At 64.1% G+C, this 20050-nt stretch carries 12 protein-coding genes and 2 pseudogenes; 3 read left to right on the top strand and 11 right to left on the bottom strand.

Going from position 1 to position 20050, the window contains the following annotated elements:
- The 9 genes and pseudogenes from D6C00_RS13415 to D6C00_RS13375 all read right to left on the bottom strand — a co-directional run bounded on the left by D6C00_RS13415 (window position 1) and on the right by D6C00_RS13375 (window position 9921).
- Entirely contained in the window at window positions 1-1047 is a 1047-nt protein-coding gene (locus D6C00_RS13415; RefSeq protein WP_125182167.1) for a FemAB family XrtA/PEP-CTERM system-associated protein, read from the bottom strand.
- Window positions 1032-1908: pseudogene (locus tag D6C00_RS13410) on the bottom strand (XrtA system polysaccharide deacetylase). The gene D6C00_RS13415 and the pseudogene D6C00_RS13410 overlap by 16 nt, the downstream one beginning before the upstream one ends.
- Window positions 1905-3063, bottom strand: a pseudogene (gene wecB / locus D6C00_RS13405) (non-hydrolyzing UDP-N-acetylglucosamine 2-epimerase). Before wecB ends, D6C00_RS13410 begins: the two co-directional pseudogenes overlap by 4 nt.
- A 40-nt stretch (window positions 3064-3103) precedes the next feature.
- Complete coding sequence (locus D6C00_RS13400) at window positions 3104-4183, bottom strand: XrtA/PEP-CTERM system-associated ATPase (RefSeq protein WP_125182166.1); 1080 nt, start codon at window positions 4181-4183, stop codon at window positions 3104-3106.
- Complete coding sequence (locus tag D6C00_RS13395) at window positions 4183-5742, bottom strand: TIGR03016 family PEP-CTERM system-associated outer membrane protein (RefSeq protein WP_158675428.1); 1560 nt, start codon at window positions 5740-5742, stop codon at window positions 4183-4185. The genes D6C00_RS13400 and D6C00_RS13395 overlap by 1 nt, the downstream gene beginning before the upstream one ends.
- Complete coding sequence (locus tag D6C00_RS13390; RefSeq protein WP_125182164.1) at window positions 5726-6658, bottom strand: XrtA-associated tyrosine autokinase; 933 nt, start codon at window positions 6656-6658, stop codon at window positions 5726-5728. The genes D6C00_RS13395 and D6C00_RS13390 overlap by 17 nt, the downstream gene beginning before the upstream one ends.
- A 13-nt stretch (window positions 6659-6671) precedes the next feature.
- On the bottom strand, window positions 6672-8216 hold the full coding sequence (locus D6C00_RS13385; protein ID WP_125182163.1) for an XrtA system polysaccharide chain length determinant: 1545 nt from the start codon (window positions 8214-8216) through the stop codon (window positions 6672-6674).
- 20 nt (window positions 8217-8236) lie between these two features.
- Entirely contained in the window at window positions 8237-8833 is a 597-nt protein-coding gene (locus tag D6C00_RS13380) for an XrtA/PEP-CTERM system exopolysaccharide export protein (RefSeq protein WP_125182470.1), read from the bottom strand.
- A 311-nt stretch (window positions 8834-9144) separates the two neighbouring features.
- Window positions 9145-9921 carry a PEP-CTERM/exosortase system-associated acyltransferase gene (locus tag D6C00_RS13375; protein WP_125182162.1) on the bottom strand — a complete coding sequence of 259 codons (777 nt, stop codon included), beginning with the start codon at window positions 9919-9921 and terminating at the stop codon, window positions 9145-9147.
- 292 nt (window positions 9922-10213) lie between these two features.
- Between D6C00_RS13375 and D6C00_RS13370 the strand changes: the two genes are divergently transcribed.
- The 3 genes from D6C00_RS13370 to D6C00_RS13360 all read left to right on the top strand — a co-directional run bounded on the left by D6C00_RS13370 (window position 10214) and on the right by D6C00_RS13360 (window position 14627).
- Entirely contained in the window at window positions 10214-12184 is a 1971-nt protein-coding gene (locus D6C00_RS13370) for a ThiF family adenylyltransferase (protein WP_125182161.1), read from the top strand.
- Window positions 12185-12453: 269 nt separating this feature from the next.
- Complete coding sequence (gene pepA, locus D6C00_RS13365; protein WP_125182160.1) at window positions 12454-13356, top strand: flocculation-associated PEP-CTERM protein PepA; 903 nt, start codon at window positions 12454-12456, stop codon at window positions 13354-13356.
- Window positions 13357-13754: 398 nt separating this feature from the next.
- Window positions 13755-14627 carry a class I SAM-dependent methyltransferase gene (locus tag D6C00_RS13360; protein WP_125182159.1) on the top strand — a complete coding sequence of 291 codons (873 nt, stop codon included), beginning with the start codon at window positions 13755-13757 and terminating at the stop codon, window positions 14625-14627.
- Window positions 14628-14672: 45 nt separating this feature from the next.
- Here the strand turns inward: D6C00_RS13360 and prsT (D6C00_RS13355) are convergent, their stop codons facing one another.
- Both prsT (D6C00_RS13355) and prsT (D6C00_RS13350) read right to left on the bottom strand, forming a co-directional pair.
- Window positions 14673-17252, bottom strand: a complete 2580-nt coding sequence (prsT, locus tag D6C00_RS13355) for an XrtA/PEP-CTERM system TPR-repeat protein PrsT (protein ID WP_125182158.1) — start codon at window positions 17250-17252, stop codon at window positions 14673-14675.
- Window positions 17253-17270: 18 nt separating this feature from the next.
- On the bottom strand, window positions 17271-20033 hold the full coding sequence (prsT, locus tag D6C00_RS13350; RefSeq protein ID WP_158675427.1) for an XrtA/PEP-CTERM system TPR-repeat protein PrsT: 2763 nt from the start codon (window positions 20031-20033) through the stop codon (window positions 17271-17273).
- Window positions 20034-20050: the final 17 nt, after the last annotated feature.

Below are 20050 nucleotides of genomic sequence, written 5' to 3'. Positions count from 1 at the left end.
CTATCCCAGGTACTTGGCGAGATAGGGCCCGAGCGAGCGACTCAGCCCCAGCGGCAGCTTCGACCACAGTTCGATGAACAGCTTGTATTTGGGGTTGGTCGGGCTGATGTTGGGCAGGTCCGTGGCCCGGACCAGATGGTATTCATAGTACAGCGGCTCGGGCTCGAAGCCCCAGTTCTTCTTGAAGCTGTAGGAGCCGGTGCCCTGCTTGCTGCGGCCGAAGTCGAACAGACGCACGCCGCGCTCACAGCTCCTGCGCATCAGCTCCCAGTACATGAAGTCGTTGCCCTTGAGCTGGCGGGCGCTGGCCTTGCCGCCACCGTAATAGGGCAGCACCTGGTCGCGGAAATAGAAACTCATCACGGCGGCCACGGTCTCGCCGTCCTTGAGTACGGTCAGTATCTCGCAGTCGTCGCCGAATTCCCGCTTGAGGTGTTCAAAGAAGGCGCGGGGGAAAACCGGCGTACCCAGGTTGCGCACGCTCTCGGAATAGGCGTCGTAGAGCCGCTCCACGCCGGCATCGATCTCGCTGACCAGGCCGGCCTGGATGCCCTTGCGCACCATGGCCCGCTGCTTGCGCGGGATCGCCTGCAGATTCACCTCCGGATCCGGGTCCAGCGGCTTGCGGAAGGTGACGTACAGGTCCTTGGTCGGCCAGTCGGTGCAGGTCGCGCGCGGGTGCCGCAACTCCAGGAAATCGACCCTGAGGTTTTCCGCCCGCTCGACCGCGGCCGTGATCAGGGCCTGACGCACGGCCTCGTCCTCGGCGGCCACCCCACCATAGACGCAGAAGGGGGTACTGACCAGGGAGTTTCCGAACAGCAGGCTCTTCAGCTGGCCCAGCGGCAGCACGCCCTGGATGTCGCCATCGCGCTCGGCATACAGATAGATCATGGGGTGGCCGTAGGTACGCTCGATGACGCGCTTCCAGCCGGCGCGGTGGAAGAAGGTCGCCTCGGGACACTGCTGCACGAAGGCATCCCAGCGCCCGGCGCCGGCCTCGTCAAGCTCGCGTATCTGCACGCTGTCGCTCACGGCGCGTTCCATGCCGGAAACCTCTCTGCCGGGGTGAAGGTCTCGTCCATGCGCTGCCAGGCGAAGTCCCGCAGCAGCCGCTGCAGCCGCGCCTCCATGCGCCGCAGGTTGAGATAATGGCGGAAACGGGTGCGGGCATTGAGGCCCCGGCTGGCGCGGCTGGTCGGGGTCGATCTCCCAGGGATGGAAGTAGAACACGCACGGCTGGCTGTCGCTCTGGTTGACCCGGCGCATGGCCCAGCGCGAGACCCGGTAGGGCAGCAGCCGGAAATAGCCGCCGCCGCCGCAGGGCAGGTTGCGCGTGCCCACACGCAGGGTGGTCACCGGCACCTCGACGAAGTCGCTGCCGTTGACCCGGAAGGCGAAGCGCGGAGCTTCGGGCATGCCGTACAGATCATGATTGATGGGATAGATGCTGGAGCTGTAGCGATAGCCCTCCTCGCGCAGCACCTCCAGTGCCCACAGGTTGTCCCGGCCGATGGAATAGCTGGCGGCACGGTAGCCGGTCACCGGCACGCCGGCGATGTCCTCCAGCAGCGCCCTGGTCCGGCGCACGTCGGCGCGGAACGCCTCCGGGTCCTGGTTGGTCACCCGGGTGTGCTCGAAGCCGTGGCTGGCCACCTCGTGGCCCTCGGCCACCATGCGCCGGATCAGTTGGGGATGGCGTTCGGCCACCCAGCCCAGGGTGAAGAAGGTGGCTCGCACATCGGCCTCGCCGAACAGATCCAGGATGCGCGCGGTGTTGCGCTCGACCCGGCGCGGCAGCCGCTCCCAGTCGCTGCGGCGGATGAAGGGTTCGAAGGCCGAGACCTGGAAATAGTCCTCCACGTCCACGGTCATGGCGTTGGTACAGGCGGGGCGTTCCGTATTCATGAGACAGCCCTGGCGCCCCCGTTGCGCGCGTACCAGTCGAGGATGACCTGCTTGATGCGCTGCGCGGCCTGCCCGTCCCACAGTTCGGGCACCCGGCCGCGCTTGCCACCGCCGGCCAGTGTCTCCTCCACCGCCGCGCGGATGCGCGCGGCGTCGGTGCCGACGATGGTGTTGGTGCCCTGGCTGACGGTGATGGGCCGTTCGGTGTTCTCGCGCAGGGTGATGCAGGGCACGCCCAGGGCGGTGGTCTCCTCCTGCAGGCCACCGGAGTCGGTCAGTACCAGGCGGGCCTTCGCCATGAGGCCGAGCAGTTCCAGGTAGCCCAGCGGTTCCAGGATCAGGATATCGGGGCTGTCGAGCAGCTCCATCAGGCCCATGTCGCGGGCCCGGGCGCGGGTACGCGGATGCATGGGAAAGACGACGGGTGTGCGCGCACTGATTTCGCGCAGCACGCCCAGCAGGCGTTTGAACACCGCCGGGTCGTCGACATTGGACGGCCGGTGCAGGGTCAGCACGGCATAGCCGCGCTCGTCCTGCAGAAAGGCCTCGCGTCCCACGCCGGCCAGGGTCTGCCCGGCCGGCACCGCCCGGGACAGATGCCCCAGCAGGGTATCGATCATGACATTACCGACGAAATGGATACGCTCCTCCGCGATGCCTTCGCGCAGCAGGTTGTCACGGGCGCTGGCTTCGGTCAGGAACAGCAGGTCGGAGAGCTGGTCGGTCAGCACCCGGTTGATCTCCTCCGGCATGCCGCGGTCGTAGCTGCGCAGCCCGGCCTCGACATGGATCACCGCCACGCCCTGCTTGGCCGCGACCAGGGCGCAGGCAATGGTGGAATTCACATCGCCGACCACCAGCACGGCAGCGGGCGCCTCGGCCTCCAGCACCGGTTCGAAACGACGCATGATCTCGGGCAGTCTGCTGGCTGTGACTGCCGGAACCGACTTCCAGATCGATGTCCGGCTCGGGGATACCGAGCTGGTCGAAGAAGGCGCTCTTCATGGCGGCGTCGTAATGCTGGCCGGTGTGCACCAGGGTGGCCTCGATCGGCTGGGGACCGTTACGGAAGGCCGCAATGAGGGGTGCGATCTTCATGAAATTGGGGCGGGCCCCGACGACGCACAGCAGTTTGGGATGGGCGTTGGCGCTCATGGGTGTAAAACCTGTCTGCGGCGGATGGCGGCGAAGGGATTCAGGCCTTGTCGGCCTTCTTCAGCTGTTCCAGGGCCTCGGAGTAATCGATATCGTCGCCTGAGAGCATGGCCATCATGATCAGCTTCTGCATCCGGTCGCGGTCCCGGCGCACCCGTTCCTCCAGTGCCTCCACCTTCTTCTCCAGGGCGATCATGCGGCGCTCGGTATCACTGACCGTGTTGTTGGGGCGCTCGGCCTCCGCCGCGGGGGTGTCGCTGCGGTTGTGCAGCGCCGGCTGGGCGGTACGGGCGATGCGATCGAGATCCGGAGTTTCCTGACGCTGCTCCTCGACCACGAATTCGACCGTATCGGCGTTGAATTCGTGGATCTCCTCCAGGCAGCCATAGAGGAACAGGCGGTCGCAGAGATTGTTGATACGCCGGGGCACGCCGTCGCTGAACTCGTGAATGGCGGCGAAGGCCGGCTCGGTGATCACCGGGTCGTCCTGCCAGCCCACCAGCCGCAGCCGGTGTTTGACGTAATCGATGGTCTCCTCTTCCTCCAGCGGCCCCAGGTGATAGGAGGCGATCACGCGCTGACGGAACTGCTCCATACCCGGGGATTGCAGGGTGTACTGGAACTCGCCCTGCCCCAGCAGGAAGCTCTGCAGCAGGGCCTTCTCGCCGACCTGGAAGTTGGACAGCATGCGCAGTTCCTCCAGCGAGCGCGCCGGCAGGTTCTGGGACTCGTCGACCAACAGCAGCAGCCGCTTGCCCTCGCGGGCGCGGGCGGTCATGAAGGTCTCCAGGTTGCGCAGCACCTGGGCCTTGTCCGCGCCCTGGCTCTGCAGGCCGAAGGCGGTGGCCACCGCGCGGACCAGATCGTCGGATTCGAGCTGGGTGGTGACGATCTGGGCGGCGATGATGTTCTCCTGCTGCAGGCTGTTGAGCAGCGCCCGCGCCAGGGTGGTCTTGCCGGTGCCGATGTCGCCGGTGATGATGATGAAGCCCTCGCCCAGCTGCAGTCCGTAACGCAGGTAGGCCAGGGCCTTGGAGTGGCCCCGGCTCTGAAACAGGAAGCGCGGATCCGGGCTCAGCCGGAAGGGCTTGGATTTCAGATTGTAGAAGCGCTCGTACATTAGAACTCCATCCGCACCCTGGCGGTAATGCGGTTTTCCTCGTACTCGTTGGCGGCGCGGTCCGATTCCTGCTCGGTGCGGCGCAGTTCCAGCGAGCCCCGGGTCCGGGGCGTGAAGTCATGCTCCACCGACCACTGGGCGAACCAGAGCCGGTCGTCCTGGGTGCCGCTGGCGCGCAGGGTGTTGATCAGGCCGCCGCGCAGGATGAAATCGGTGGTGCCGTCATACGCCCAGCGCCAGGTGGCGTCGCCGCCGTTGACCCGCTCGGTGGTCTGGCTGGTGAGGAACAGCCGGCGCTCGCTGAAGATGCGGCCGCTGAAGGTGCTGCGGCCGGTGTCGTAGCTGGCGGTGCCGCTGGCGCGTTTGCGTTCGATGATCTCATCAGTGAGCGAGGGGACAGTACCCAGGGCAATCTCGTAGCGGCCAGGAGTCAACCCTGAGGTATCGAAGCCAGGAAAGAATTCATCGGTATCAATATTACGCAGCCCCGGCTCAACCTCAAGCTCTAGCTGCTGCACCGTGGTGGTGTCCTCGTTATAGGTGGCACCCAGGGTCAGCCCCGGCCCACGGTGGCGGATACGCGCATTCCAGGCCGCGCCCAGGATGGTGCCGACATCGCGATCGTAATAGGTCACCTCGATATCGGTGCGCCGGGTCGGATTGAGCATCAGGGTGGCGGTCTTGTACTCCTCGCCGTACAGGGCCTCCATGCCGTAGAAGCGGGTGGGGCGCCACAGGGCGCCGCCGGCAACATAGCTGCCGTTCTCTACCTTGCGGGAACTGGGGTAGTCGTTGTCCTCGTTGCCGGCACGCGCCAGCAGCCGGAAGGTATCGGTCAGCCGGTAGGCCAGGTCGGCCTGGGTCGACTCGAAGCTGGCGTTGGGGGCGCTGTCGCGGCTGATGCGGTTGCGATAGTGATTGACGGACCAGCTCAGGGTGCGCCAGAAACGGCCGCTGGCGAGATTCAGGTCGACGCCGTCGGCGCTGGAATCGGAGGCGCCGCTTTCGTAGCGGATCTCGTCGTGGGTATAGCGGGCCAGGACTTCCACCTGGCCGCCGAAATCGTGCGCCAGGTAGGGGCTGATGCGCAGGGTGCCGACATCGTCCAGATCGCCGGCGCCGGTGACCGTGTCCAGGGACAGGCGCCCGGACTGGCTGACGTTGCGCTGGGTGTAGGTGGCCAGGGTGTCCAGATAGAACCAGTCCGGCTTGAGCTCGAACTGGCCGGCGCCGAACAGCTTGTGGTTGATGTCGTTGCTGGAACTGGTGTCGGCGAACAGCAGCCCCTGCAGTTGGTAGTCGAGTTCGACCCGAGAACGGCCGCCCTGCTTGCTGACGTTCACCCCGGGACTGACCTCGGTGACCAGGTCGGCATCGCCGTCCGGTTCCAGCTTGATGTTGTCGGTGAAGGTTTCGCTCAGGGTAAGGCGCGGCGTGACCTGCCAGTCACGGCTGAGTTCCTCATCATCAGCCTGGAGCGTCGGACTGAGCAGGAGCGAGAACAGGGCCGGGGCCAGCACGTATCCCTGTGGACGTTTATTCTTATTGGCCGTATCCATAACCATAACCGTAATAGTCCCCTCCGAATGTCCGGTGGCTTTTGTTCAGGACCAGACCGACGATCTCGGAATCATCCAGCATGCCCAGGGCCTCGGTGACGATCCGCTGCGGGGTCTTGGACTCTTCCACCACCACCAGGACCTGGCCCATCAGCCCGGCCAGCACCCGGGCCTCGCTGGTCAGCATCAGGGGCGGTGAGTCGAAGATGATGATCCGGTCCGGGTAGCGCAGTGACAGCTCGTCGGCCAGCCGGCGCATGTTGCTGCTGCCCAGCAGTTCGGTCGAATGGGTGTGGCGCTTGCCCGCCGGCAGCAGGCTCAGGCTGGGCACATTGGTGCGCAGCAGGGCATCCTGCACCCGGCACTCGCCGAGCAGCACATCGGTCAGCCCCTGGCGGGCCGACACCCCCAGGCGCGAGGTCACTTCCGGCTTGCCGATGTCGGCGTCGACCAGCAGCACCGTCTTGTCCATCTCCATGGCGATGCTCATGGCCAGGTTGATGGCGGTGAAGGTCTTGCCCTCGCCGGCCATTGAACTGGTGACCATCACCAGGTTGGGATGCTCGACCTGGGAGGCCGTCTCCCCCATCACATGGGCCAGGACCGGCCGCTTGATGCGGCGGAATTCCTCGGCCATGTAGTTGTCCTTGGGATCGGCGGTCGGATCCAGGATACCGTGGGCATAGAGGGCGTCGATCTGGATACGGGCATCCGGATCACGGGTGTCGTTGAAACCGGGCGCTTCCGCGGCCGGCTGCGCATAGTGCTCGCTCAGGGTCCGGGAATGCGCCTCCCGCTCCCGGTGCGGCGATGGCGCCGGGGCCGGGGTGGTGGCGGCGTCATCCTCGATCAGCTCGGGGGTATCGGCCTTCTCGGCGCCGCCCAACTTTTCCATGGCCTTTTCGATAATGCTCATTCGGCTCTCCCCGTCACGCCCGCAGCAGGTTCAGGTTCAGCATCTCGGCGGTCACCACCAGGCCGTATACACACAACAGGCCCAGTGTCGCAACGGCCAGCCCGGCCAGCGCCAGGCGGCGTTTCTTCAGATACTCGTCGGTGTAGACCATGCACACGCTGCCAAAGACCGGGTGACCGGTCAGCTCCTTGAGCAGGCGGGCATCCTCGAAGGTCGGACGGATCTGGTAGATCAGAAAGCCCAGGGCCCCGCCGATACCAAAGGCCCCTGCCAGCACGATCGACATCAGCATGATGCGCGGCGGACCGGACGGCTCCAGCGGCACCCGCGGCGGATCCACCACCCGGAACTTGACGTCATCGGCCGAGATATCGGCCTGCTTGGACAGCTTGGCCGCCTCGCGCCGTTCCAGCAGTTCCTCGTAGTTGGCCTTGTTGACGTTGTAGTCGCGGTTCAGCCGCGCCAGTTCGGCCTCCACCTTGGGAATGGTGTCGATCATCTCCCGCAGTCGGGCCACGCGCTCCTCGTATTCACTGACCCTGACTTCAAGCCCGGCGATCTGGGACTCGGTCTCGCCGATCATGATCTTGAGCTGCTGATAGACGGGGTTGGCCTGCTGGCCGCTGTCGGCAGCCGCCGGCTTGATCCGGGCGCGCTCCCGTTCCAGCTTGCTGATCAGGGTCCTGATCTCGATGACATCCGGATGCTTGTCGGTGTAGCGCAGCAACAGATCGTCGAGCTGCTGTTCCAGCGACCGGATACGTCCATCCAGCGCCGCAAGTTCGGGCGATTCGCCGGAGCCGTACAGGGTGAAATCGCTGCTCTGCTCCTGGAAGTCCTGCAGCTGGCGCTGCTGCGCGGCCAGGCGGTTCTCCAGCTCGCGCAGCTGCAGGCGGGCCTGTTGCAGTTCGGCCAGGGCGGATTCCAGGCGCTTGTAATAATCCTGTCCTTCGCCCGGCATCATGCCGACATGCTCGCGTTTGAACTCGGCCAGCCGGTCCTCGGCCTGCCGCAGACGCACTTCGTACTGCTTGATCTGTTCGTCAATGAAATCCTGCGCGGCGTCGGTATCGGCCCGGCCCTGGCCCAGGGTGTTCTCCACGAAGATGGTCAGCAGCGACTGCACCACCCGCTTGGCCAGGTTCCGGTCGCTGTCGGTATAGGAGATGGTGTAGAGATTTTCGTTGCGGGTGCTCTCGATAGTGATCTTACTGCGCAGGCCCGAGATCAGATCCTCCATCTGCTGCGGATTCTCGGCGCGCAGGTCCAGATCCGTCATCCGCGCCAGCTGCTCGAGGTTGGGATTGCTGAGCAGGGTGCGGGTCATCAGGCCGACCCGCTCCACCGCCCCGGAATCCACCGCCAGGCCGCGCAGCAGCGGGCGCAGCATGGACTGGGTATCCACATGCACCCGGGCCGAGGCCTGGTACACGTCCGGCATCCGCAGCACGGCGGCCCAGCCGATGATGCAGACCAGCCAGATGACGGCCATCATCATCCAGCGGTAGCGCCACATGCCGCGCGCATAACGGATCAGCTGATCGAGCAGCTCCTGCATGATTGGACCTTCCCCTCGGCTCAGAACCAGGCTTCAGGGATGATCAGGATATCCCCGGGCATCATGTCGACGTTGGCCTGGATATTGCCCCCGTTGATCAGGTCATCGATCCGCACATTGAACTGTCTGGCCTCGCCCTCGACCCGGCGCACCACACTCGCCCGGTTGCCGGCGGCGAAGTCGGTCAGCCCGCCGACGGCAATCACCACGTCGAGCAGCGTCATGCCGTCACGGTAGGGAATGATCTTGGGCTCGGCGGCCTGGCCCACGACCCGGATCTGGTTGTCATAGGTTCCCTGGAAGCTGGTGACCATGACGGTGACCACCGGATTCTTCACATAGGTCCCCAGCTTCTCCTCCATCACCCGGGCCAGTTCGGTCGGCGTGCGGCCGCTGGCCTGGACATCCTCTATCAGGGGCGTGGTGATGCGACCGTCGGGGCGCACGGGCACGTTGCTGGACAGCTCCGGATTGCGCCAGACGAAGATATTGACCGCATCTCCCGGACCGATGACATACTCGGGCGACTGGGCCACAGCGGGCGGTTCGCCGTCGAGCTTTTCATAGGAAGTGGAGCAGCCGGTGGCGCCCAGCAGGGCGGCCGCCACCAGGGCCATGAACTTGAACGCGAGTGATCTGTGTTCCGTTTTCACGAGTGCATCCCCTTAACGCGGTAGGTTGACGTTTATAACATCATGAATTCTGTTTATTTATTAGGCAACCGATAGTCAGCCGTACCACCGCCCCGCAGGTGGTGGTCGGAATGTTCTCGATACCCCGGTCAGTGTAACGACTTGCCCGATTCCGGGCTACCCGGGACAGCCCGCCGGCGCTGCACCGGCGGACTGTAAAGAACATCGGCAGTTCAAGGGGAAAGTATAGGGGAAAAATACGATTCCATTGTCAGCCTAGGCTGACAATGGCGGGATCAACCGACCGCGCTGCGCGAGCCCTGCGCCCGGACGTCGGACTGGTCACCGGTAAGGGAATCGATCAGCGCCCGGAAATCGGGACGCTTGTGCTGGATGGACTCCAGCAGCTGATCGGGCCGGGCGATCATCGGCTGGCGCCGGCCGTGGTAATCGACCATCGGGCCGATGGGAGTGAAATTGATGCCGAAGCGTGTCAGCAGCCGGCTCAGGGACGGCTCCATGACCGCATACCAGTGAGTGATGCCGCGGCGGCGGCTCATCACGAACAGCATGGCGATCAGGCCCAGGGAGATATGGGGGAAGATGCGCCGGGCATCCTCGATCTGCTGCTCGGAGACATATTCGAGGTCCCCGCTCACGCCGGCCACTGTTCCGGACTCACCGGGGCGACGCTTGAAGCCGCGGGCGACGGCGAAGCGCGAGACTTCCGCCAGGTGGGCACGATCGACACCGAAGCGGTCGATGACCCTGCGGTCCAGCACCGGGCCGCACTGCAGTTCGACCGGGAAGGGAGCATCGATGTCATCCGGATCCGGCTGGACCAGCCGCACCACCCCGGCGGGGTAGCCGCTGCTGCGGTGCTGCACCAAGGCCTGCACTGAACGGCTGTCATAGGCATCGCGCTCCAGGCCGTCGGGGAAGGCCCCGGGGTCCTCGAAGCCGCGCTCCATGCAGTAGACCTCGTAGCGTACCCGGTGGGCCCGCTCGCGCAGTGGTTCAGTGGTGGCCTCCAGGCCTTCGAGATAGCGATAAAAACTGGTTAACAGATCCATGCCCGCCCCCTGAAATCAAATAATAAAAAATAAGCAGATATATCAAATGTCTGCCATCAACTCTACATACCCCTGATCATGGTAGATGACCGTTAAATGGTTCACAGTTCCGCCCATTTGATCAAACCGGCCGTGCCCTGGGCACTCCATAACCTAACAGACTTTGTAGTCAAAATCGGCCGCTCCGGGGGATCCATTGAGCCAGAATCGTGAACCGGGTCACAAAGTGGGCAAAAGAGAATACAATGAGGCAGTTCCGCCCCGGGAGCGGCAGCTGAATATCGGATAACAAATGACGCCACCCGCGTTCGACTATCAGGAAGCCTTCTCGCGCAACCTCGGCTGGGTCACCCCGCGCGAGCAGGCCGTATTGCGCGACCGGCGCGTGGCCATCGCCGGCATGGGCGGGGTCGGCGGCAGCCACCTGCTCACCCTGACCCGGTTGGGCGTGGGAGCCTTCTCCATCGCCGATTTCGATGATTTCGAACTGGCCAACTTCAACCGCCAGGCCGGGGCCACGTACTCCACTCTGGGCCGGTCCAAGGTCGGGGTGCTGGCGGACATGGCGGCCGATATCAATCCCGAACTGAGTCTGCGCCGATTCCCGGACGGCGTGGGTGAGGCCGACCTGGAAGCCTTCCTGGCCGACTGTGATCTTTATATTGATGGGCTGGATTTCTTCGCCATGGCCATCCGCCGCGCCATGTTCGCGGCCTGCCGGCGACTGGGCATCCCGGCGGTCACCGCCGCCCCGCTCGGCATGGGCACGGCGGTGCTGTGTTTCCTGCCGGGCGGCATGAGCTTCGAGGACTATTTCCGTCTGGACGGGGCGGATGAAACCGAGCAGCTGCTGCGCTTCCTGGTCGGGCTGGCGCCGGCCGGCCTGCACCGGGCCTACCTGGTGGACCCGCGCAGCATCGATCTGGCCCGGCACCGGGGTCCGTCCACCAGCATGGGCTGCGAGCTGGCCGCCGGGGCCGCAGCCAGTCAGGCACTGAAGCTGCTGCTCAACCGCGGTCCGGTGCTGGCCGCCCCGCGGGGCATCCAGTACGACGCCTACCGTAACCGGGCCCGGCATACCTGGCGCCCCGGCGGCAACCGCCATCCGTTGCAACAGCTGACGCTGGCCCTGGCCCGCCGGCAGATGCAACGCCTGGCGGCCACGGCGCCGGCACCCGGGGCCTCGCCCCGCCCCGAGGGACGGCTGGAGCGGGTGCTGGATCTGGCCCGCTGGGCCCCGAGCGGTGACAACACCCAGCCCTGGAGCTTCGAACGGATCGACGACAACCGGTTCATCATTCAGGGCCACGACACCCGCGCCCATTGCGTCTATGACCTCAACGGCCATGCCAGTCAGCTCGCCGTGGGCACCCTGCTGGCCACCGCACGCATCGCCGCCAGCGGCGAGGGCTGCCGACTGGATACCGAGTTCGAGCCGGATTCCCGCGCCGAGGCCCCGCGGCTGCGGGTCCGGCTGACCCCGGACGAGACAGTCCAACCCGACCCCCTGCGCCATTTCATCACCCATCGGGCGGTCCAGCGCCGGCCGCTGTCGACCCGGCCGCTCACTGCGCGCGAAAAGGCCGCCCTGGAGGCGGCCGTCGGCCCGGACTACCGTCTGGTCTGGCAGGAAGGCTGGCGCGCCCGGCAACGGATGGCGGGGCTGCTGTCGCTCAACGGCAAGCTGCGTCTGACTCTGCCCGAGGCCTACCCCACCCACAGCAGTATCATCGAATGGCACGCCCGCTACAGTGACGACCGCATTCCGGAGCAGGCCGTGGGCGTCGACTATCTCACCGCCCGTCTGATGCAGTGGGTCCTGGGCAGCTGGTCGCGGGTGAGCTTCATGAACCGCTACCTGGCCGGTACCCTGATGCCGCGGCTGCAGCTCGACATCCTGCCGGCCCTGCTGTGCGGCGCCCACTTCCTGCTGGTCGCCCGGCGCCCGCCGGCGGATTACCGGGGCTATATCGGGGGCGGCGAGGCCGTTCAGCGCCTGTGGCTGACCGCCAGCCGGCTGGGGCTGCAGCTGCAGCCCGAGTACACCCCGCTGGTCTTCGATGAATATGTCCGGACCCAGACCCCCTTCACCGACCACGCCCCGTCACAGGCGCGTGCCCGCCAGGTGAGCGAGCGGCTGCGGCAACTGTTCGGGCAGCCGGAGAGCGACGGGGCCGTCTTTCTCGGCCGGATCGGCGCAGGCCAGCCGCCGAGGTCCCGTTCCACGCGCAGGGCGCTGGCGGATCTGATGCCCGGGAACTGACTCCCCGTCAGATTTTTTTACAAATATATCTGTATTATTTTCAGCTAGTTATCAATCAGCAACCCTTGTGTCGCGCAGGACAGCGGCTGACACCGGCAGCACACAGGTCGTCATGTCCAGTTTTTTTACAGCCACAGCCGCTTCCCCCAGAGATAATTTGTATCTCAATGATTAAAAAAAAAATAAAGTTGGCATGCGGCCTGCATTGGAGAAGGCAACCCTGATACGCGCTATCAGCCTTCGAAAACAGGTACAACTGGAGCGACATAATGAAGAAGCAAATCTTAGCAAGCCTTGGGGCAAGCATCCTTGCCGTCAGCGGCGCCGCCAATGCCGCATTCCTGCTCGATAACTGGACCCTGGACGTGACCGGTCTGGATGCTGCAGACGGTGGCCTGCCGGCAGGCAATACCGTTGTTTCCGGCATCAGCCAGTTGACGTTCCTGGCTGAAGGTCTCTCCGTCACCAACGACAGCAATGCCGATGGCATACCCACCATCGGCGAGACCTTTGACGTCTTCGCCAATGGCAGCATCACCGGCTTTCAGGACAACAGCAGCACCAACATCAGCCCGGTGCTGTTCAACAATGCCACCTCCCTGGGCGGCCTGAATGGCTGGGAAATGACCTTCACCTTCGAGGTCAGCGGCACCTATACCGATGTCGATGCCAGCGACGCGAATTTCACCCACCTGGCCGCCGGTATGGGTGGCACCACGGGCGAGCTGAAGTTCTACATCGATGACATCTCCGACGGCACCGGCCAGGCTTCCGTTTCCGATGGCACCGGCATCACCGACGGCGACCACATCGCCACCTTCCTGATCAAGGCCGGCGACGGCGGGGTGTTCAGCTTCCTGACCGGTGACGGTTCCGACGATGCCACCTTCGAGCTGGACTGGGCCCTGCCCGGTGTGTTCCTGGACGCCGGTGGCGACGACCTGACCACCGACGGCAACCTGATCGCCATGTCGGACTCCAACTTCGACTCGCGTGTCGGCGGTGATGCATTCCAGTTCGATATCGGAGCCTTCAACTGCGGCAACACGCCGACCAACTTCTGCTTCCAGGAAGACGGCAGTTTCCGCATCCCCGAGCCGGGCATCCTGGCCCTGCTGGGTGCCGGCATCCTGGGTCTGACCCTGTCGAGCCGTCGCCGCAAGGCCGCCTGATCGCAACAGCTCAGGCAGTCACGAAAAAGCCCGCAATTCAGATTGCGGGCTTTTTTTTGTACACTGCAAAAGGAATTCAACGCAAAGGCGCGGAAGACGCAGAGATTGTTAATCCAGTAGAAATTTATATTATTCTCTGGAAACGCTCTTATTTAGTAAGCCCGGTTATTGCGTATATTCGGTTATCATAACCGCGTCGTCATCCCCGCGCAGGCGGGGATCCAATAACCACAGCGGTATCTGGATTCCCGCCTGCGCGGGAATGACGGAAATCAGTAATACATGATATTTGATAGCTTCTTCATGCAACTGTCAGGTAAAGCTTGCAATCTCTGCGCCTTGGCGCCTTTGCGTTGAGATCTTTTCCAGTACTGAGAGCCACGGATAGAGCCCCGACCATGCCCAGCCTCGCCATTGCCAGAGTCATGCTCCGGGAACTGCTGACCTTCAGCCAGGTCCCGCGCGAACCCGAACCGGACCTGGTCATGGACGACCCGGACAAGGTCGCCGCCTACACCCGCGCCGGCCGCGTGGACGGGGTCATGGCGCCGGTCTACCTGTTCCATGGTGCCAATATACTGGAGATCCTGAAGCCCGGTGACCGGGCCATCGACCTGGCCTGCGGCCCGGCCACCCAGCTGGGACTGGTGGCCGAACTGGCCCCCGAGGTGAGCTTCACCGGGATCGATCTGTCGGACGAGATGCTGGGGATCGCCGAGCGCTATATCCGCGACCGGGGCTATGACAATGTCTCCCTGACCACGGGGGATATCAGCAGGCTGGAATTTCTGGAAGACCACAGCGTCGATGCCGTCTTCTCCACCATGGCCCTGCACCATCTGCCCGACCCGGCCCACCTGGACGCGACCTTCCGGGAAATCCACCGGGTGCTCAAACCGGGCGGTGGGATCTACCTGGCCGACTTTGCCCGGCTCAGATCACCGGACTCCATCCGCTACTTCGCCTACCAGTACGCGGACCGGCAACCGGAGCTGTTCACCCTGGATTACCTCTATTCGCTCAAGGCGGCCTTCAGCGTGGCCGATTTCCGGACCGCAGCGGCGCACCTGGCCGGACAGGCCCGGTTGCATGCCCCGCGGATCATGCCCTTCATGCTGGCGGTCAAGAGTCCGCCACGCACGAACGAACATGCGCGGCTGCGGCCACCTCTGGCCGCCATCGCCGCCGCCCTGCCGGACAACCACAAAACCGACCTGAAGGATCTCAGAACCATCTTCGGGCTGGCCGGCATGAAGTGCGGGCTGCTTTGATGAGAGAATGAATGCCCGGCCGGTCTTGGCTGCAGCCGGGTTACTTTACTCCACCGGCGCCTTGCCATTGAGCTCCAGCAGCCGGTTGTAGGTGTCCTTGATGGCCGGATTGTCACGCTGCATGAAATAGGCCTTCTCGGCGTGGCGCAGGGCCTCGGCGGGGTGCTCCTCGGCGATCAGCATGGCATAGTTGTTCAGGGCGGCGACATGGTCCGGCGAACGGTCGAGGATGCGCCGGTACAGCGCGCGGGCCCGGTCATGCTGCTCGGTCTGGATATACAGCCGGCCCAGCGCCGCCATGACTTCCAGGTCCTCGCCTTCCTGTTCCAGCCAGTCGCGCAGTATCGTTTCGGCCCGCTCGTTTGCTCCGGTCTTGAGGTATTTGTCGGACAACAGTATCGCCAGTCGCGGCATCCGCAGCTGCTGGTACAGCTGCTCGAAGTATTCGATCGAGCCCTGTTCGTCGCCCTTGACGGATTCGAGCACGGCCGCGAACATCCTGGCCTCGCCGCTCTCCGGATAAAACCGCTCCAGCCGGCTGACCATGGACGCCGCTGTATCGATCCGGCCCTGCAGCAGGGCGGTCTGGGACAGGATCATCAGCGCAGTGAAATTCTTCTCGTCCCGCTCCAGTGCCCGGGCCGCAGCTTCCGCCGCCTGTTCCTGATCGCCCAATGCCAGTGAGGTCCGGGCACGCAGCTGCAGATATTCCATCCGGTCCCGGAAGGCATCGGGCAGTCTGTCAAGCATATAGTCGGCCGAGGGATAGTTGCCCTGCTCGAGATAGGCTCGCGCCAGGGCCAGGCCCGCCTGGCCGGAAAGCTCGCCCGCCTGCTGGTTGCGCAACAGTGTCACCGTCCTGTGATAACGGCCGAGCTGGTTATAGATATTGGCGGCACTGACACGGGTACGCGGATCCCCGTCCTGCAGCGCGGCCTCGATGTGGCGCTCGGCCGTATCGGTCTCGCCTCGCTGTGCCATGATCCTGGCCAGGCCGAGATTGGCCCTCGGCTCAACCGGGTCGAGCGCCAGGATCCTGCGATAATATTTTTCCGCATCCTGCGTGTTCCCCTGGCGCAGGTAAAACACGGCGAGATTGCTCAGGGCGCCGATATCCTCGGGGCCGGCCTCAACCGCGGCAAGGAAGGCCGCCTCCGCCTGGTCCGTCTCACCCCGGGCAGCATGTACCATACCGCGCAGTTCCCTGAACTCGGCATTGTCCGGGGACTCGGCCAGCACCGAATCGATCAGTTTCGCAGCCTTGTCCACCTCGCCTCTGTCGATCAGCTTCAGGGCGACCAGCTTGCGGATCTGCAGCGGTTCGGCGGCGGTCTCGACCACCCGGTCGATCTCGGCCAGACCGGCCTCGCTCTGACCTGAATCCAGCAGCAGCATGCCCAGATTCATTCGGAAGGCCATATTGTCCGGGTCCTGCTCCAGCAGGGCATCGACCACGTCCCGGACGCTGTCGATATCGCCCGTACGCAGATAGCTTTCACCGAGCAGGGAAAGCACGGAAGCATCGTCCGGCTTGAGTTGCCTGAGCCGTTCCAGCAGCTGAATGGCCTGCTCGTAGTTACCGAGCCGGAACCAGACATGGGCACGAATCTTGTCCAGCGGATAATAGCTGTGCATCGCGCTGACGAAACGTTCAAGATAATCGCTGGCCTGCTGGTCATTGTTCAGGGCATAGTGGGTCAGCCCCAGATACATGTAGGCCGGGATGAACTCCTCATAGGTACTGACGACACGTTCGAAGTGCCCCTGCGCCTGCGCATATTCCCCATCAGTGAACAACAACAGGCCCTCGATGTAATCCACGGCGGGATGCCTGGGTGCTATAGCCCTGAGCTGCTTGAGATGCGATTCCACCGCCTCACGGTTCGATGCGGCCAGCTCGATCAACGCCAGATCGATATGGACGTTGTAATACCTGGCACCGGCATCGAGCGCAGCGCTGAGATGCGACCTGGCCTGATCCATGTCCCTGAGCTGCAGGTATATGCGCCCGACCTGGCTATGGATATAGGGCTCGGTGATCGAGAGCGACTCCAGCCGGGCCCGGGCCGCGTCCCGTTGCCCCTGACCGAACATCAGCATGACGCGCGCAAACTGCACGTCACCGGCATCGGGGGCGAGTGATTCGGCCCTGCCCAGCAGCGCCTCCGCCCGTTCGTCATCGCGGTTCATGAGGGCCAGCGCCTGATAGGCCAGCACCGCCGCCCCGGCCTCGTTACCCACGTCTTGAGGGTCGAGTTCAAGCAGACGGCGGTGGCTGGGCGCCGAGTAATAGGCCCTGGCCAGCTTCGGATAGACTGCATCCGGCGCCATGCCCAGCTCCAGGGCCTTCTCCAGTTCCTTGTAGGCGGCATCCAGTTTCCACTGCCGCATATAGGCATCGGCGAGCAGCCACCTGGCCTCGATATCCCCGGGATCCTCGCGCAGCAGATTCTTAAGATGGATCTCCGCAGCCCTGTAGTCGTGATCATTGATCCGGGATTTCGCCTCCAGCCGGAGTTCCTCCGGGGTCTTCGTGTCGAACCCGCATGCAGCCATTCCCAGGGCGAGCAGCCATGGCAACAGCAGCAGAAGCGAACGCCGGATCATTGCGCCGGTATTAGTCATATAGTCAATCCGTGGGTTTCAGTTCTTGCCGTTGAGTTTCCGGTACAGAGAATGCGCCTGCGCGGCATCGGACAGGGCATCGAAGCTGTCTTCGATATCCCTGAGCTCGAGCAGGGCCGCACTGTCCTTGCCGTTGCGATGGTAGGCCACGGCCAGGTGATAACGTATATCCGGGATGTGGGGTGCCAGCACCGCCGCCTCCTTCAGCAGCCGCTCCGCCTCCTGCAGGCGGTCGTTCCTGAGCAGCAGCCAGCCGTAGGTGTCGATGATCTCGGGGCGGGAGGAAGCCAGCTCATAGGCCCGCCGGGCATATTCCAGCCCGAGCCCGGGATTCGTGTCCGCAGCGATGACTGCGGCATTGTTCAGGGCCGGCAGGTTATCCGGCTGCGATTCGATGACAGTCTGGTACTGTTGCAGCGCAGCCCCGGTCTCTCCCACCCGGGACAACTCGGAGGCATAGACCAGCCGGATGCCGGTATCCTCCGGATTGTCCTGCAGCCAGTTCTCCAGTATGGCGCGCGCCGCCCCGGGCTGATCCAGCGTCTTGTGCACGCGGTACAGCTTGGTCATCAGTGGCCGTGTCGCGCTGATCGCGTAGGCCTGGCGGTAGGCTTCGAGTGCCTTCTCACGGGCCTCCCTGCGCATGTGGAAATCGCCTTCCAGCTCGAAGCCCAGCCCGATGGCCGGATAGTCCTGCTTGGTCTGCTCGATCAGCTGCAGCGCCTGTTCATCCTGGCCCTGAGCCGCATAGGATTCGACCAGCAGAACCTGGGGCTGGATATCGTCCACCCCCAGCTCGAGCGCACGCTCCAGGGCGGGAATGGCCTGGTCGACCTGGTCACGCGCCAGATGGAAGCGACCGAGCAGGAAATGCGCATGGCCGTTTTCCGGCGTCTTTTCAAGCAGCGATTTGATACTGGCCTCGGCGTTGGCAAGATCGCCGCTGTCGAGCTGCACCATCCCCAGCCTGGCGAGCACCCGGGGATCCCCGGGATGCCTGCGGTTGAGACCGGACAGCACCGCCGTAGCCTTGTCTGGATCGCCACTGCGAGCCAGGTAATCCGCATAGGCCAGTCCGGGTGGCAGTTCGCCCTCGTGGCCTTCATGTGCCTGCCGGTACAAGCTGCCGGCGCCGGCCTGGTCTCCCGTTGCCTCGGCGAGTCTGGCACGCGCCAGGAGGATCTGCGCCGACTTTGCCCCATGCGCCTGGGCGCGTTCCAGAATGGCGGCAGCTTCGGCGTGATTGCCATCCTGGAATTCGATATTGGCCAGATTGATATAGGCGGCGGTGAAACTCTCATCCTGCGCGATCGCCGCCTTCAGGGTCTTTCGCGCTGCATCGCGCTCTTCCATTGCCAGCTGAATAACGCCGTGCAGGTTGATCGTCTCGACACTGTCCGGATATTTTTCCCGCATCGTCTCGACGGCATTCAATGCACTGGGATAATCCTCCAGAGCCAGGTAGGACATCACCAGCAGGCGGTCGTATTCCATGCCGCCCTGAGCGTCAGTCAGCGCCTGCAGGCCCTCCAGGCCCGCCTTGCTGTCACCCTGCAGGATCTGCCCCATGGCGAGTTGGGCCTGCAACGGCAGTGCTTCGGGGGCAATCTCCCTGGCCCGCTGCAGGTATTGCATTGCCTGTTCGACCTCACCGACCTGCATGTGGGCAGCGCCGAGCAGCGCCAGGTAGCCGGCATTGTCTTTGGCGGCGTCCGCCCCCGGCTGCATGGTCCCGATCGCCTCCCCGGCCTTGCCCTGACGCAGGTGAATGCTGCCCAGCATCTGCCGCGCCGGTATGTTGCCAGGGACGTATTCCAGGTAATCCCGCAGATAGAACAGGGCCTGATCGAGATTGTCCCGCTGGTAATGGATGGTCCCGAGAAACAGCATGGCCGGCGCATGCTTGGGTTCGGCGGCAAGGACATCATTGAACGCGACCCGTGCCGGCTCGAGATTTCCGGCATTGAAGTCGATCAGACCGGCAAGGTACTTGACCTGTGGACTGTCAGGCAACGTCGCCCGCAATCGTTCCACTTCCGGTTTCGCCTGCGCGAACTCGCCCTGGGTGATGAGAAATTTCGCCTTGCCCAGGCGGGCGCTGATGTCATCGGGCCGCGCCTCCAGCGCCTTGTCGTACCAGACCGCGGCTGTCTCGAGTTTCTGCGCCGCGAGTATCTGGGCCTTGATGAAACGGGCACTGTAGGCACCCGGATCGGTATCCAGCGCCGTATCCACGAATTCGGTCGCACGCTCGTAATCACCGGCATTGAAGGCCAGTTGGGCCAGCCCCAGATGGGCGTCGGCGTGCCTGTCGTCATGTTCCAGCGCCTGTTTGAAATGCTGCTCGGCCCGCTCCGCTTCGGTCTTCGCTATCAGCGCCTGGCCGCGCAGGACCAGGATATCGGCCTGCAATGCCGGCGCATCGGAGGATTCCACCTCGATCTCGTTCAGTGCTGCGTCGAACCGGGTCTGCAGCAGCATCGACTGGGCCAGGCCACGCACCCATTCTTCGCGCGGCGCCCCCAGCCGCCGGGCCTGTCTGAATTCCTTTTCCGCGGCGGCCGCATCCCCGGTCTCGAGATGGATCTTCGCCAGCAGCAGACGCGCGGCCCGATCGTCGGGGGACTCCTGCAGGGCATTCTTGAGCTGTATCACAGCCGCGCGGTATTCCTTCCTGTCATAGTAATCACGGGCATCCTGGAGATAATCTCCGGCTACAGCCGTCATGGAGAACATCGAGCCCAGTATCAGGCTGCAGACAAGTTTCGTGCTGGCATGCATGGTCGGCATCCTTCTCA

The sequence above is a fragment of the Thiohalobacter thiocyanaticus genome (assembly GCF_003932505.1).
In the GTDB taxonomy this organism is placed as follows: Bacteria; Pseudomonadota; Gammaproteobacteria; order Thiohalobacterales; family Thiohalobacteraceae; genus Thiohalobacter; species Thiohalobacter thiocyanaticus.
This window is presented reverse-complemented; position numbering and strand designations above follow the sequence as displayed.